At 31.5% G+C, this 15,462-nt stretch carries 15 protein-coding genes; 10 read left to right on the top strand and 5 right to left on the bottom strand.

Going from position 1 to position 15,462, the window contains the following annotated elements:
• The first annotated feature begins 37 nt into the window (after nucleotides 1–37).
• The 3 genes from B4G36_RS06725 to B4G36_RS06715 all read left to right on the top strand — a co-directional run bounded on the left by B4G36_RS06725 (nucleotide 38) and on the right by B4G36_RS06715 (nucleotide 2,184).
• Nucleotides 38–433, top strand: coding sequence for a hypothetical protein (locus B4G36_RS06725; protein WP_291062888.1), 396 nt, complete (start codon nucleotides 38–40; stop codon nucleotides 431–433).
• Nucleotides 402–1,193: a hypothetical protein gene (locus tag B4G36_RS06720; protein ID WP_291062886.1), complete on the top strand. Its 792-nt coding sequence runs from the start codon at nucleotides 402–404 to the stop codon at nucleotides 1,191–1,193. Before B4G36_RS06725 ends, B4G36_RS06720 begins: the two co-directional genes overlap by 32 nt.
• Nucleotides 1,194–1,281: 88 nt before the next feature.
• Nucleotides 1,282–2,184, top strand: a complete 903-nt coding sequence (locus tag B4G36_RS06715; protein WP_291062884.1) for a ketopantoate reductase family protein — start codon at nucleotides 1,282–1,284, stop codon at nucleotides 2,182–2,184.
• 199 nt (nucleotides 2,185–2,383) lie between these two features.
• Here B4G36_RS06715 and B4G36_RS06710 read toward each other — a convergent pair whose 3' ends face one another.
• From B4G36_RS06710 to B4G36_RS06700, 3 genes are read right to left on the bottom strand one after another with little or no spacing between them, the layout of a single operon-like run.
• Complete coding sequence (locus tag B4G36_RS06710) at nucleotides 2,384–3,451, bottom strand: diphosphomevalonate/mevalonate 3,5-bisphosphate decarboxylase family protein (protein ID WP_291062882.1); 1,068 nt, start codon at nucleotides 3,449–3,451, stop codon at nucleotides 2,384–2,386.
• A 14-nt stretch (nucleotides 3,452–3,465) separates the two neighbouring features.
• Nucleotides 3,466–4,467 (bottom strand): NAD-dependent epimerase/dehydratase family protein, encoded by a 1,002-nt coding sequence (locus tag B4G36_RS06705; RefSeq protein WP_038337153.1) that lies wholly within the window; start codon nucleotides 4,465–4,467, stop codon nucleotides 3,466–3,468.
• 6 nt (nucleotides 4,468–4,473) lie between these two features.
• Nucleotides 4,474–5,376 (bottom strand): CorA family divalent cation transporter, encoded by a 903-nt coding sequence (locus B4G36_RS06700; RefSeq protein ID WP_291062878.1) that lies wholly within the window; start codon nucleotides 5,374–5,376, stop codon nucleotides 4,474–4,476.
• Nucleotides 5,377–5,505: 129 nt separating this feature from the next.
• Here B4G36_RS06700 and tyrS point away from each other — a divergent pair, with 129 nt between their 5' ends.
• From tyrS to B4G36_RS06675, 5 genes are all read left to right on the top strand, one after another.
• Complete coding sequence (tyrS, locus tag B4G36_RS06695) at nucleotides 5,506–6,801, top strand: tyrosine--tRNA ligase (RefSeq protein WP_291062876.1); 1,296 nt, start codon at nucleotides 5,506–5,508, stop codon at nucleotides 6,799–6,801.
• Between the two features lie 135 nt (nucleotides 6,802–6,936).
• Nucleotides 6,937–7,380: a glycoside hydrolase family 20 zincin-like fold domain-containing protein gene (locus B4G36_RS06690; protein ID WP_291062874.1), complete on the top strand. Its 444-nt coding sequence runs from the start codon at nucleotides 6,937–6,939 to the stop codon at nucleotides 7,378–7,380.
• A gap of 70 nt (nucleotides 7,381–7,450) precedes the next feature.
• Entirely contained in the window at nucleotides 7,451–7,960 is a 510-nt protein-coding gene (locus B4G36_RS06685; RefSeq protein WP_291062872.1) for a family 20 glycosylhydrolase, read from the top strand.
• 86 nt (nucleotides 7,961–8,046) lie between these two features.
• Nucleotides 8,047–8,430, top strand: a complete 384-nt coding sequence (locus B4G36_RS06680) for an FN3 associated domain-containing protein (protein ID WP_291059702.1) — start codon at nucleotides 8,047–8,049, stop codon at nucleotides 8,428–8,430.
• Between the two features lie 44 nt (nucleotides 8,431–8,474).
• On the top strand, nucleotides 8,475–8,687 hold the full coding sequence (locus tag B4G36_RS06675) for a hypothetical protein (RefSeq protein WP_291059700.1): 213 nt from the start codon (nucleotides 8,475–8,477) through the stop codon (nucleotides 8,685–8,687).
• 66 nt (nucleotides 8,688–8,753) lie between these two features.
• On the opposite strand, the gene trpA is transcribed toward B4G36_RS06675, so the two are convergent.
• Together trpA and B4G36_RS06665 are read right to left on the bottom strand one after the other, a co-directional pair.
• Nucleotides 8,754–9,521 carry a tryptophan synthase subunit alpha gene (gene trpA, locus B4G36_RS06670; RefSeq protein ID WP_291059698.1) on the bottom strand — a complete coding sequence of 256 codons (768 nt, stop codon included), beginning with the start codon at nucleotides 9,519–9,521 and terminating at the stop codon, nucleotides 8,754–8,756.
• Nucleotides 9,522–9,523: 2 nt separating this feature from the next.
• A complete protein-coding gene (locus B4G36_RS06665; RefSeq protein WP_291062871.1) occupies nucleotides 9,524–10,729 on the bottom strand; it encodes an endonuclease in 1,206 nt (401 codons plus the stop codon).
• Between the two features lie 91 nt (nucleotides 10,730–10,820).
• Between B4G36_RS06665 and B4G36_RS06660 the strand changes: the two genes are divergently transcribed.
• Both B4G36_RS06660 and B4G36_RS06655 read left to right on the top strand, forming a co-directional pair.
• A complete protein-coding gene (locus B4G36_RS06660; RefSeq protein WP_291062870.1) occupies nucleotides 10,821–13,523 on the top strand; it encodes a carboxypeptidase regulatory-like domain-containing protein in 2,703 nt (900 codons plus the stop codon).
• Between the two features lie 22 nt (nucleotides 13,524–13,545).
• Complete coding sequence (locus B4G36_RS06655) at nucleotides 13,546–14,967, top strand: DUF5689 domain-containing protein (RefSeq protein WP_291062869.1); 1,422 nt, start codon at nucleotides 13,546–13,548, stop codon at nucleotides 14,965–14,967.
• The last annotated feature ends 495 nt before the right edge of the window (nucleotides 14,968–15,462 follow it).

Genomic DNA, 15,462 nt, shown 5'->3' with positions numbered 1-15,462 from the left:
ATTCAATAAAATTTCTAATTTTATAAAAATCAACCTTATGAAAAAACTACTTTTTACTTTTCTATTGACTCTATTTACCTCTGTTCAACTTTTTGCAGATGGTCCTTTTTTATATTCTTTGCCTTTTGGTTCGAGGGCTTATCCTGATGATACGATTTTAGAAAAAACGAAAGAAAAAGGAATTGATTATTCTACTTTCGAAAAATATTTGTTGGATAATAATATCGAATTAGGTAAGAAAGTTGGACTTCTTTCTGAACTCGAAGTTTATTTTGTGTTGAATGATAATCAAAAATCATATTTTGTTGATTATAAAGAGAAATTTAAAAAATCAGTTGGAAAGAAATTTGGAACTAAAACGCCAATAAACGAACGATTTTTACTTGCACTAATGGATGATTATGATACAGAATCTCCAAAAAATAGAAGTTAATCAAAATTTTGTTGATGAAAATCCTCAAAGTAAAACGATGCAATTTGTGAATGTTTTTGCTTTTAATTTTAATCTTATTTGGAATATTGATAAAAAAGATTATTCTTCTATGAATGATTTTAAAGAGAAATACCAAGATAATTGTTTGCAAAATTTTGAGAGTTTCAATAATGATACTTCTGCCGATATTTTATCTGAACTTGAGGAAATGATCACGTTAGGATATAATTGCGATTATGCTTTGAAATGTCTTGTTCCAGCAAATAATCGATTGTATGTTTTGAACAAAATAACAGAATTTACTTTAAATAAAATTGCAAATGCAGAACCAATTCCAAGAATGGTTGTAACGCAAAATGCTTCTCAAATTGGAATGTCAGCTTACGAATGGTTGGGCGAGGAAATGAAGTTAATTTCTAGCTTGAAAATTTCGGATGAAGAGAAAACTTTTTTGGATTATTTTGTTGTAAATGAAACATACAATTATATCAATCATGTCAACAATCTATATGCTTTGTTTGATGCGATTCAGAAAAAGCCTTCGCAATTAGCGAAATCTGCGAATAATAAATCTGTTGAAAAAATTGCTGCAAAAGATAATTGGAAGAAAATAAATCAATTGTATGATGTTTTTAAAAAGAATATTCAAAAAGACAATGAAATAGCTGTAGATTCTAGCTCAAATCTTGATGATTTGCGTAATTTGATTTATTCTTTGTGTCTCAATCCAAAAGAGTTGTCTAAGGTTTATCAAAATTGATTAACCGGAAATATTAAATTTTTTCAAAGACTTAAATTCGTAAATGTTGCTGATTTTATTTTAAATTTATCTTCTAAATAACAAAAAAATGAAATCAATTTATTTTCTTGGATTGGGAGCTTTAGGAGCAAAATATGCAGCGAGTTTTTATGAATATAATCCAGAAATTGTAAGTGTAATTGTAGATGAGGAACGAAAAAATCGATACGAAAAATCTCAAATTTTTGTGAATGATAAAGCGTATGATTTTAATTATGTCACAAAAATCGAGGATAATAATTATCCAGATTATATATTTTTAGTCGTTAAAAGTTCACATTTACAGCAAGCGATAGAAGATATGAAACCTTTTGTTAGCGAAAACACAATGATTGTAAGTTTGATGAACGGAATTTCTTCTGAACGTGTTTTGGCAGATCATTTTGGATGGGATCGTGTGGTGAATGCAGTTGCGTACATGGATGCGGTAAAAGTTGATAATCATGTGACGTTTTCGAGTATTGGAAAAATTATTTTCGGAAAAATGGATTCAATAAATCATGATAAATTAGTCGATTTACATGAATTGATGAATGTTGCTGAAATTCCAAATCAATTATCGGATGATATTCAGAAAGCACAGTGGGCGAAATATTTGGTAAATGTTGTCGGAAATCAATTGACGTTTTTGTTGGAATTTCCATATGGACAATTTAGTACCAATCAGCATCTTGAGATATTAATGGATATGATTTCTAACGAAGTTCTTGCGGTTGGGAATGCACACGGAGTTGCAATTGGTCAAGAAGAAGTGGATCGAATGAAATCAACGATGAAAATTGTGGATGAATTTGGTAAAACTTCGATGTTACAAGATCGCGAAGCAAAACGATATTCTGAAGTGGACGAATTTGCAGGCGAAATTATCAGTTTAGGAAAACAATATAATATTCCGACACCTTACAACGAGTTCATTTATAATATGGTAAAATCAATCGAAGAAACATATTAAAAATAGTCATAAAGTCATTCAGTTTTCGATGACTTTTTTATTTGAAATCGAAATTTCTTTAGAAAATATCATCGTTGTCAATCTGAACTTGTTTCAGATTCTCATAAAATATGCGATGTTGAAATGAATTCAACATGACAAAAATAGTTAAACTAAAAAAGCAAGCTCTTGTAGCTTGCTTTTTTAGTTTTAGAAGTGATTAAAAACTCACTTTATCTTTTATGTAATTTCCGTTTTGACAGAATTGTTTTAATTCATTTTCGATGAAGATTTCAATAGCTTCCGGATTTTGCGAAGGATACAATAAATGTACATTTGCGCCAGCATCTAATGTAAAATACAAATGATTTCCTGTTTCGCGGCGGAATTCCCACAATTTTTCTAAAGCAGCAACTGTATTTGGTTTCATCAAAATAAATGCAGGATTCGACATCATCATCATGGCGTGTAATGTCAATGCTTCATGTTCTACCAATTCTCCAAACGCTTTGATATCGCCAGATTTTAAAATTGGCAATAACGCTTTTAAGTTTTCATTTGCGTCCACAAAACGACGTTCTGCATACGGATGTCCGTTCATCAAATTGTGACCAACAGTAGAAGAAACCGATTTTTGTCCTTCGTGAATCAATAAAATGGTGTCGTGAAAAGTTTTGAAAACATCATGAATTTCGGTATCAGGATATTTTGTTCCAAATAAATCTGAGCTTCCTTCGATAAAATCATTTTCTCCCCATTCAACCAAACCTTTGTAAATTGAACGGCAAGCACTTCCAGAACCTAAACGAGCCAAAAAAGAAGCTTTTTTCTTGGCGTCTTCTTCAGATAAATTAGCTCCTAACATATTCTCAATTTGAACTAAACACAAAGCCATTGCCGACATTCCAGAAGCAGAAGAAGCAATTCCAGAACTATGTGGAAACGAATTATGTGTGTGAACTTCAAATTTGAATTGATTCAAAAATGGAATATATGCTGTAATTCTTTCGAAAAAAGTAATGATTTTTGGAGCAAAACTTTCTTTCAGTTCACCTTCCAAATAAACTTCAACTTCGAAATTATCCGACGTTTTTGGTGAAAATTTTAATTCAGTTTCTGTGTAGCTATTCGTTAATGTGTAGCTGATAGAGCTATTGGTTGGAATTTGATTTTTCTTTTTCCCCCAATATTTTACCAACGCAATATTTGATGGACTTTTAGCAGAAACGCTTCCTGATTTTAATTCCGAAGCAGTTATTGAAAGTGTTGAAATGAATTGTTGTTCCATAAAACAAAAGTAAACTATTTTGTAGAATTCAGCTTTTGAAAACGTTTATAATGATAATCAATTGCTTCTTTGATTGGAATAAATTCGTATTGAAGCAAATTTTTAACTTTAGAATTGTCGTATTTGGTATAAGTTATCAACGAATAATAATTCGCTTTTGTCATATATTTTCCACCAAAAATTCGACTGAAAATAGATAGATTTTTAATAATTTTCAAGGTTGTATTCGAAACATTTTTGACTGAACGTTTGCTATTCATTGAAACAAAATCAAAGACTTCTCGGTAACTTTTATTTTCAGAAATTACCACAAATTTTTGATTGTAAACTTGTTGATTAATTAATTCTAAAAAAATCTTCACCACATCGCGTACATCTACAAATCCTGTTCCACCCGAAGGAGCATAATCGCTTTTTGACGAATTTTGTTGAAACAAACTTTCGCTTGCACGTTTTGTGTCCAAAGTTCCGATGATTACGCCAGGGTTAATAATAATGACTTTAATCCCTTCTTGTGAAGCACGCCAAACTTCCATTTCTGCTCTAAATTTTGAGATAGAATAAGAAGAATGCGTCAAGCTATTGTTCCAACCAGAGCGCTCATCGATCATTTTAGTTGCTGGATTCAAATCGTCCATTGAAGCAATAGAACTGATGAAAAAAAATTCTTTCACGCCAGAATCAATCGCTTCATTTACTAAAGATTCAGTTCCTAAAATATTCGTATTGAAAATTTCTTCTTCTTGACGTTCATCAAATGAAACAAAAGCCGCAGCGTGATAAATTGTCTCGATTCCGTCTAATAAATTCGGAAGTTCAGTTACATCCAACAAATCACCATCAATCCAATGAATAAATTGATAAAATTGCGAAGCATTTTGTTCCGCAAAGAAATTTTGGATGGTTTCTGTGTTCGATGTTTTTCGTTTTAAGGCACGAATAGGTTGTTGCTTTTTTGCCAATTCTACCAACAAATGCGCGCCAACCAAACCTGTTCCTCCCGTTACGAAAATCATACTGAATTATAAATATTTTTTTTTCTTGAACCAAAAGTAAATAAAAATTACCACTAATAACATGACAAGTAAACAAATTGGATAGCCTAATTTGTAATTTAACTCGGGCATGAAATCGAAATTCATTCCATAAATTCCAGCGATAAAAGTTAAGGGTAAGAAAAATGCAGAAAAAACGGTAAGCGTTTGCATGATTTCGTTAGATTTCTGTCCATTTAACGAAAGATAAATTGTTAACAAACTTTGTACGTCATCTACAATTTGTGAATGCAAGTGTAACATTTTTACGTTTTCTTCGTACAAATCCTGTGATGAACTTGTCTTTTTGTTATCCGCGCGATATTCTTTGAGCGCTTCAAGCGTATAATCTAATATTTTTTTGCAAGCTGTAGCTTCTCGTTTGATTTTATATAAGGTAGGAAGTTTAATTTTTCTAAAATCATCCGTAAAAATTAAATGCTCGAGTTGATTGACTTCTTCGTCCATTTGATATGCTGGTTCTTCATATGTTTTGATGGTTTCGGAAATAATACGATACAAAATTCCTTTGATAATGATTTTAGAAGGATCAGTATTAGCTAAATATTTTTTCTGAATTTTGTCAAAAATATCCATTTCCTTTTGATGAACAGTCACAATAAAATCTGCTCCGATGTAAATACTGACTTTGTGACTAAATTCTCGAACAGTGTTTTTCAACATACGGTGTTCTTTATCAAAAAAACGAATTAACAAAAACGAAACTTTTGAATCATCTGATTCATATTTAGGTAAATGTCCAGGCTCCAAACTATCTTCAATCGTTAATTTCTGAAAACAATATTTTGTAGCAATTTCATCTAACTCAATCTTTGTAGGATTTTGTAAGTTTATCCATTTAAATTTTTCGTTCTCGAAAAGTGTTTGCATGTATTCCTTTTATTCAAATTTTAAATAAATATATCAAATAAGTTTTATTTTGGCAGATCATTTATTATCTACTGAAAAATCATAACTTTGTATCTTGTAAAAATTAGATAAAAAATATATTAAAATACTATGAATCCATTAATTGAAGAATTGACTTGGAGAGGATTGGTTCACAATATTATGCCAGGGACAGAAGAACAACTAAATAAAGAAATGACTTCTGGTTATGTAGGTTTCGATCCTACAGCAGATTCTCTTCACGTGGGAAGTTTGGTTCCTATTTTCTTATTGGTTCATTTGCAACGTCACGGTCATCGTCCAATCGCCTTGGTTGGTGGTGCAACTGGTTTTATCGGTGATCCTACTGGTAAAGCTGCAGAAAGAAGTTTGTTAGATGAAGAAACATTAAATAAATATGTAGCTGGAATTAAAGCGCAATTATCTCGTTTCTTAGATTTTGATACGAACAATGGTAACTCAGCTTTATTGGTGAATAACTACGATTGGATGAAAAATTTCTCTTTTATTGATTTTGCTCGTAACGTAGGGAAACATATTACAGTTAACTACATGATGGCGAAAGATTCAGTAAAATCGCGTCTTTCATCAGAGTCTAATGTCGGAATGTCTTTCACAGAATTTACATATCAATTGATTCAAGGATACGATTATTTACACTTGTACAAAGAATTAGGTGCAAAATTACAAATGGGAGGTTCTGATCAATGGGGAAATATTACGACAGGAACAGAATTAATTCGACGTACAGTTCAAGGAGAAGCGTTTGCGTTTACTTGTCCATTAACAACTAAAGCGGACGGAACTAAATTTGGAAAATCAGAAGGTGGGGAAAATATTTGGTTAGATAAAAACCGTACTTCTCCTTATAAATTCTATCAATTTTGGTTAAATCAAGCGGATGCGGATGCTGAACGTTACATCAAAATTTATACGTTTTTAGAAAAAGAAGCGATTGATGATTTAATCGAGCGTCATCGTCAAGAGCCACATTTACGCGAATTACAACGTAAATTAGCAACTGAAATTACAATTTTAGTTCATGGTGTTGAAGAATTACGCAAAGCAGAAAAAGCATCTCAAGTTTTATTCGGAAAATCAACTTCAGAAGATTTGAAAGAATTAGATGGAGATACTTTCTTATCAGTTTTCGAAGGTGTACCTCAAGCAACAATTGCAAAAATTGATATCGAAGGGGGATTAGATATTGTTACTGCTTTAGCAGAGAAATCAGGTTTCTTAAAATCAAATTCAGAAGCGCGTCGCGAATTGAAAGCAAACGCAATTTCTGTAAACAAAGAAAAAGTAGCGGAAGAATTTGTGTTGACAACAGAAAATTTAATCGCAGATAAATACATTTTATTACAAAAAGGTAAAAAGAATTATTTCATCTTAATTGTTGAATAATTTTTTAGATAAAACATTTCCAAAATAGAAAGCAAGCTGAATTAAGCTTGCTTTTTTATTTTGAATGTTTTTGCTCGTTGCGTCGTTATTATTTGATAAAACAAGTTTATCTTAGTCATTATCAAAAAATAACACATGAAACATCTTCCGTTTTTCTCTTTATTAGCTGAGTTAGCTGTTTCTACTTTTGTTTCTGCTCAAAATAGTTTTATTCCTCAACCTCAACAATTAGAATTGAAGAAAGGAACTTTGGTTTTAGGAAATAAAATTACGATTAACCCAGATCCAAATTTTCCAGAAATAGATTATTTGATGAAACAATTCAAATCAATTACGGGAAAAAATCTAACGAAAACTACTTCTAACAATTTCGACAATACGATTAATATAATTTACTTGGCTGCTCCAGAAAATAGTAACGAAGAATATTATGAGTTGAATATTAATCAAAACGGGATATTGATTGCTTCGCCTACAAATCAAGGAATTTTTCTCGGAATACAAACACTTTTACAATTAATTGAAGAACATAAAAAGGATCTCAAATTACCTTATCTCAGAATAAAAGATGAACTATAATTTACGTATCGTGGAATGCATTTAGATCTTTTTTCGCCATTTTTTTACGTTAGATGTGGTCTAAAATTATTTGAATTATTTGGCGGCTTACAAATACAATAAATTTCATTGGCATTTGACTGATGATCAAGGTTGTATAATCGAGATTAAGAAATATCCAAAGTTAACAGAAGTTGGTGCTTGGCGAAATGGATCGCAGGTTGGTGCGTATTCGGATATGAAATTTGATGATAAAAAATATGGCGGATTTTACACGCAAGAACAGATAAAAGAGGTATTGGCTTATGCAGCTAAACTGCATATAGATGTTATTCCAGAAATCGAAATACTTGGACATGCGCAGGCTGCGTTGGCAGCTTATCCTAATTTAGGTTTTACAGATGAGAAGTTAGAAGTATGGAAAACAAGAGGAGTTTCGGAAGATATTTTTTGTCCAAAAGAAGAAACGTTTCAATTTTTGCAAGATGTCATGGATGAGGTAATTGCGCTTTTTCCATATGTAAATGTACATATTAGAGATGATGAGGTGTCAAAGAAGCGCTTGAAAGAAACCTCTTTTGCCGTCATTTTGCGATTTTAGATGAAAAAGGAATCAAACATAGTACGGCGATTTATGAGGTTGATGGAAAGGCTTCTGTTGACCAAAATGGGAAAATAAAATATGAGTTGAGTTCGGCGAATGAACCTTCACGAATTCGTTTTACAACAGATGGTTCAGAGCCAATTATTAATTCGAATGTATATCAAAAACCATTAGAAATTACGAAATCTCAAACGGTAAAATCAGCCTATTTTGAAGATGGTAAAAAAGTAAGTGCAACAACTTCTCAGGATTTTGTAATTACGAAATCAACAGCCAAAAAAATCACATTAGAGTATCAACCTGCTGAGGCATATTCGGTTGGTGGAGCGTCTACTTTGGTGGATGGAATAAAAGAAAGTCTTAAAAATCATGGGAAATCGTGGTTAGGTTTTTCTGGAAAAGATGTGATTGTGACAATAGATGTGGGAACTAAAATGGAGTTCTCTACAATTCAATTTCTACGTTAGATCGCAAAGGAAGTTGGATTTATCTCCCAAAATCTGTCAAAGTTTTGATTTCTGATAATGGAAAAGATTTTAAAGAAATTAAAACTATTTCATCTTCTGAAATCGAAAAATCAAATGGAATAATGAAGATTGATTTACAAAAACAACAAGCGAAATATCCTAAATTAGTGATTGAGAATTTAGGAATAATTCCAGATGGACAAGCTGTGGCAGGAAATAAAGCGTGGTTATTTATTGATGAAATTTCGGTTGAATAAAAACAAAATAGTCAAACCAAAAAAGCAAGCTAGAAGAGCTTGCTTTTTGTTTTGAAAACTATTTTTTTATCTCAATTCTGAAAGATAATCTTTAATTGCTCCAGAAAGATTTCCATTCGAATTTTCTAAAACACGTAAAAAAGCACTTCCGATAATTGCTCCATCTGCGTAATTCCAAGCTTTTTCTACATCAGCTTTTGTCGAAATTCCAAATCCTATTTGATGTGGTTTTGTTAAACCTAAATTTTTAACATTTGACAAAAAATCTTCATTATAATTAGATTGTGTAGCACCAGTTGTAGCTGAACTCGAAACGATATAAACAAATCCAGAAGTTGCATCATTAATCTCTTTAATGCGTTTTTCTGTTGTTAAAGGTGTAATTAAAAATGTAACTTTTTGATCGTATTTCTCAAATAATTCTTTGTGTTGCGTCAAGTAAATTTCGTACGGCATATCAGGTAAAATCAAGCCTGAAACTCCACTTTCTTGACAGTTTTGTAAGAATTTTTCTAATCCGAATGTCATTACTTGATTGTAATAACCCATCAAAACAATTGGCGAAGATATTTGATTTTGAACCGATTTTAATTGCTCAAACAAAATGTCCAATGTCATTCCATTTGCTAACGCTTTTTCACTTGTAGCTTGTATTGTTGGACCATCAGCTAAAGGATCAGAATATGGAATACCGACTTCGATAATGTCAACATTATTTTGATCTAATTCTTTTAAAATAACAAGGGTATCCGATAAATTCGGATACCCAGCTGTTGTGTATATTGTAATGAGGTTTTTATTTTTTTGACTAAATAATTGCTCTAATTTGTTCATTTTTATTTTGCTTGTTTTAATAAGATTGTATAGACTGGAAAGTGGTCAGAATAACCGTTTGCACGATAAGTATCGCCGCTCCACATACGGTTAGGGAAGCCTTTATATGCACCTTCTGTCGCTTTTAAATAATCTTTGTTGTAAATTTCAGTTTTGAAGATTTTATACGTTGAATAATCTTTATTTTTTGTAACCAATGATGAAGTTGAGATAAATTGATCAAATAGATTCCAAGCATCACGATAAGCTAAAGTACCAACACCTTTTTTATATAAAGGTAACATAGGATCGTAATATCCGTTATCCGAAACTTTAGCAATTTCTCCAGCCGGATCAAATATGTTTTTAATACTTGGAGAAATAGGATCATCATTAAAATCACCCATTGCAATTACTTTTGCATTTGGATTTTTAGATTTTAACTCATCAAAAATTCCTTTCATCACCTTTGCTGCTTCCATACGAGCTGGCATCGAAACTTTTTCTCCACCACTACGAGAAGGCCAGTGATTCACTAAAAAAGTGATTTCTTCACCGTCTAATAAACCTGTAACTTGTAGAATATCACGCGTATATTTGCGTTTACCTTCAGTATCATAATTGAAAATTGGATGAGGTCTTGCATCAATAACCTTGAAACGAGATTTTTGATACAATAAACCTGTATCAACTCCACGAGCATCAAACGAATTGAAATGAACAACACCATAATCGTATTTTTTCAAAGCAGAGCTTTTTGCTAAATCTTCTAAAGTTTCTCTTGTCTCGATCTCACAAATACCTACGATTACTGGAGCAGAGCCTGTAACATCTGCGCCTAATTCGCTAATAACTTTTGAAATATTATTGACTTTTTGGAAATATTTTTCTGTATTCCATCTTTTATTTCCGTTTGGTAAAAATTCTTCTTGAAGAATTAATGGACGGATAATTTTCTTTCCTTTTATATTTTCGTACGTATAACTTTGTTTGAATTCTTCTGTTTCGTACTTCGATATGTCAGATTCTGCAATCTGAATGTGATAATTTTTGTCATTAAAAGGTAAAGTTCCATTTACATATCCAACTGATTTTATGGTGTCAAAAAGATTCTCGACATTATAAAAAGCTACAGTTGCACTTGAATATTTGCTTTGAGCTTTAACGTTTAATGATAAGAATAAATTAAAAATTATTAATAAAGTTAAAGATTTATTAATTTTAAACATATGTTATTAATTATGAATTTACTAAATTTGTTGTCCTATTTTTTTCGATGAAGGAAATAGAGAGCTAATTTATAAATAAAAATTCGTTTGAATGAACAAATTATTGTTAAGTCTTTCAGTCTTTGCTGCAACTGTCGCTATGGCGCAGGCGCAAACAAAGGTTACTGGGGTAGCAAAAAATGCTGCTACAGGTGAAGAGGTTTATAACCTCACTGTACGTTTGGACGGAGGAGCAGTAAGCGATGCTGCTATCACCGATCGTATAGGATATTTTCAGTTTGTAGATATTCCGGATGGAACGTACAAATTACAAGTTTATGGCGTGGGCTATGACCCATATGAAAAAGAAATCACTGTAGCAGGGCAAAAAGAGCTTGACTTAGGTGATATTAAATTAACATTTAATCCAAATACAGCAGAAGTTGGAATTATTACATTAACAGATGATGAATTATCTGATGATGAAAGTTCGACAGCTTCAAATTCAGGACTTTTACAATCTTCGCGCGATGTTTTTGCTCGCGTTTCTGCGTACGAATTAGGTTCGTATTGGTTTAAACCAAGAGGTTTAGACAACAAATATAATGACGTATTATTTAATGGGGTTCGTATGAACAAAATGGATAATGGTCGTGCAACTTTTAATAACTGGGGAGGTTTGAATGATGTAACTCGTCGTCCAGATGAGTTAACATACGGAATCGAACCTTCTAATTATGCTTTTGGAGATTTAGGAGGAGTTACAAATTTTGATACTCGACCTTCAACAATGCGTAAAGGAGTAAGTTTGGCTTATTCTAATACCAATCGTTCATACAGAAATCGTGTAATGGCAACATACAATACAGGATTAATGGATAACGGTTGGGCATTTATGGTTTCAGGAAGTAGACGTTGGGCAGATGAAGGTATTATAGAAGGTACTTTTTATGATGCATATGCTTACTATTTAGGTGTTGAGAAAAAGTTTAATGAAAAACATACCTTAAACTTTACAAGTTTTGGTGCGCCAACTCGTCGTTCTACAGGTTCACCTAATACGCAAGAGGTGGTGGATATGATGGGGATATATTATAATGGATATTGGGGTTGGCAAGATGGTGAAAAACGTAATGAACGTGTAAAGAAAACTTTCGAACCAATTAATATGTTGACGCATCATTGGAATATTAATAATAAATCAAAATTAACGACAACTATTTCTTACCAATTTGGAGAAGAAAGTAGTTCACGTTTAGATTGGTATAATGCGTACAACCCATCTCCTTTATATTATAGAAATTTACCTTCTCAAGCTAATAATAAAGCTTCTTGGTTGAATGGAACGGCTTCTCAATTGGATTGGAGTTCATTATATAAGTTTAATCAAGGAATTAGCGATGGTTATTCTGCATTTTGGTTAGGTAGTGATGTTAATAAAGATAAAACATATTCTGCTTATACAAATTTTCAAACAGAATTAACACCAAATATAGATGTCGTTTTGGCAGCTTCTTATCAGAAAACAAAATCAGAGTTATTTCGTAGAGTAGAAGATTTGTTAGGAGGAGGTTTTGTAAAAGGAGAAGATTCTTTTAGTAGAACTCCGACAGATGCTAATAATCCAGATATGATTTCTTACAAAGATGATCGTTATGGTTATAATTATGAGATTAATAGAGATTATGCTGATTTGTTTGCTCAATCTAAAATAAAAGGAAAATTTTTAGATGTAACAATAGGTATGAAAGCTGCAATGACAAAATTCTATAGAGAAGGTAAATATAGAAATGGAATTTATCTTGATTCATCTTATGGAAAAAGTAAAACATATGATTTTGTAGATTTTGGAGTGAAATCTAATTTCTTAGTAAAATTAGATGGTCGTAATTTTATTCAGGCAAATGTTATGTATCAAACAGAAGCACCAACTTCTGATGAGATTTTTCCAAATGCTCGTGTAAATGAAGTAACTGTTGATGGAGTAAAAAGTGCAAAAATATTCTCAAGTGATTTGTCATATATCCTAAGAGCTCCACGTATAAAAGCACGTGCGACAGCTTTCTATACAAGAACTAAAGACGAAGTTAAGAAATCGTTTGGTTATATCGACGGAACAAATGATCAAATATTTGTATCTGAAGTAATGACAGGTGTAGGAAAAGAGTATTTGGGAACAGAGTTAGCTGTAGAGGCACAAGTATTACCGGTTCTTACAGTTTCTGCTGTTGCAGCCATAGGGCAGTATGTTTATAAAGATAATGCAGATTATAATTTATATTCTGATGATTATGCAAGAAACGAAGGTGTCGCTTATAAGAATTATGGAGAAGCTTATATAAAGAACTATAAATTAGGAGGTGGACCACAAACAGGATTTTCTTTAAGTGCCGAATACCGTGATCCAAAATTCTGGTGGATTGGTGTATCTGGAAACTATTTAATGAACAATTATTTAGATATAGCTGCATATAGAAGAACAGATCGTTTTGTAAAAACAGAAGAAGGTTATCCAATTGAAGGTATAACAGAAGAAGGGTTGAAAGAAGTTCTTAGACAACCTAAAATGGATGATCAATTTATGTTAAATATCAATGTTGGTAAAACATTTCGTATTGGTAAATATTCTGCAGGAATTTCAGGAACAATCAATAATGTCTTGAATAATAAAGAGTATGTAACCGGAGGATTTGAACAAATGAGAACAGGGAAATATACGAATGCAATAGATCCTACTTATCAAAAAACATTTGGTCCAAAATTGTGGTATGGAATGGGAACAACTTATTTCGCGAACCTTTACTTCAGATTTTAATCAATTTTAAAGAAAAAATACAATGAATACAATAGCAAAATTAACAATAGCGACAGCCTTAAGTTTAGGCTTATTTACAGTACAATCATGTGTTCAAGATGATGATTATTCAGTTCCATCTTTAGAATGTCCACAAAAAAAAGAAGCAAACATTACAATTAAAGATTTATTAGATCAAGTATCAAATAAAACCTTGAAAGTTGATGAAAAAGGAATGGTTGTAGAAGACTTGATTGTAGAAGGAATTGTTATTACAAGCGACGAGTCTGGAAACTTATCAAATACAATTTCTTTTCAAGACAAAGCTTCTGGAGCAACAGCTGGTATACAAATAGAATTAGCAGAACGCCCTGTTTATGGGTTTTATCCAATAGGAAGTACAGTTCAGGTTTATTTAAAAGGATTAAAAGTTGCCGAAGATCGTGGTACAATTAGAATTGGTACTAAGTTAACAGGAACTCAAGCAACTACTTTCGACTTAGATCGTATGCCAAAAGAATTGAGAGAAAAAGTATTTATTAAAACATGTGATCCAATTCAAACAATTGCTCCTAAAGAAGTAAATAGTCTTGCAGAAGCTTTGAAGCCAGAAAATGTAAATACGTTAGTGAAAATAAACAATGTACAATTTGAGTCTCCAGAAGTAGCACAAACTTATTATCCAGTAGGATCAACTTCAACAGCTGATAATGTGAAATTAATTGATAAAAAAGGAGGTAAGGTTGATTTAAGAACAAGTAAATATGCTTCTTTTAAAGATATAAAACTTCCAACAACTAGTGGATCTATAACAGTATTAGTATCCTATTATAAAAGTGGTAATAATGCTTCTTACCAATTATTTATCCGTGATACAAAAGATGTAAAATTCGATCAACCTCGTTTTGATGTAGGTGGAGGACAAAATCCAGGTGGCGGAAATGATACAGAAGCTGCTAACTTGTTATTTAAAGGATCTGATTTTAACGTTTGGGCAGATTTTATGTCTTCTATTAACGCAAAATTTGGACTTAAAGACTATGCAACAAGTGCTGTAGGTTTAGGAAGAGATGATTCGAATGCATTACAAATAAAAGGAACACCAGCAGGTAACGATTATGTATTTACTGCAAAGTTAACAAACGAACTTCCTACTAATCCGAAGAAAATTACATTCTATGTAAAAGGTAAATCAGGAAAATCATTATCATTAAATGTAAACAAATCTACAACTGGTTTTACACCTTTTAATGTAGGCGAATTAGCAAATCAACCAGTTACAGTTTCTGGAGCAGAAAATAACCAATACAATGGTGCAATAGATACAAAAGGAGAATGGGTTCTTGTAACCTTAAATATTGAAGGACTTGATATTCAAAAAACAGTCGGAAATGACTTATTTTCTTTAAAAGTAGGAAAAGAAGTTGCGTACGATTTAATTATCGATAATATCAAAATTGACTAATTAATCAGTTTAAATATTATAATAAAAAAGGCAACCAATTGGTTGCCTTTTTTGTTTTTATTAGGTTAATATATTCCTAAATATTCTTCATTTTTTAACGTGATTTCACTTTCTGAAATGTATAAAATTCAAATAAAAATTATCTGTTAATGAGTATCGATTTTAATTTTATAAAAAAAAATAAAAAAAAGATTTATTAATCATTTAATAAGTATTTAATAATGGATAATTGATAAAAATAAAGCAATGTATGTCTTATTTGGATAAAATGTTAATTATGTATCATTCGTTTTTTCTATAGAAAATAGTGTTCAGATTTGTTACCCTATTTTATAAAAATAAGACTATGAAGAGAATTGGATATCCTAACAAAACTTCCGTAGTAAGAAAAGATATAAGACACCCGTTGTGCATTTTGATTACTAAATAATAAAGTTGTTCATTTGATTGAAAATCAGTAAATTGTTTTAAGTACAAAATATTTACAATGAACAA

This window comes from Empedobacter sp. UBA3239 (genome assembly GCF_002362875.1).
In the GTDB taxonomy this organism is placed as follows: Bacteria; Bacteroidota; Bacteroidia; order Flavobacteriales; family Weeksellaceae; genus Empedobacter; species Empedobacter falsenii_B.
The sequence above is the reverse complement of the archived record's forward strand: the minus strand, read 5'-3'. Positions and strand labels throughout refer to the sequence as shown.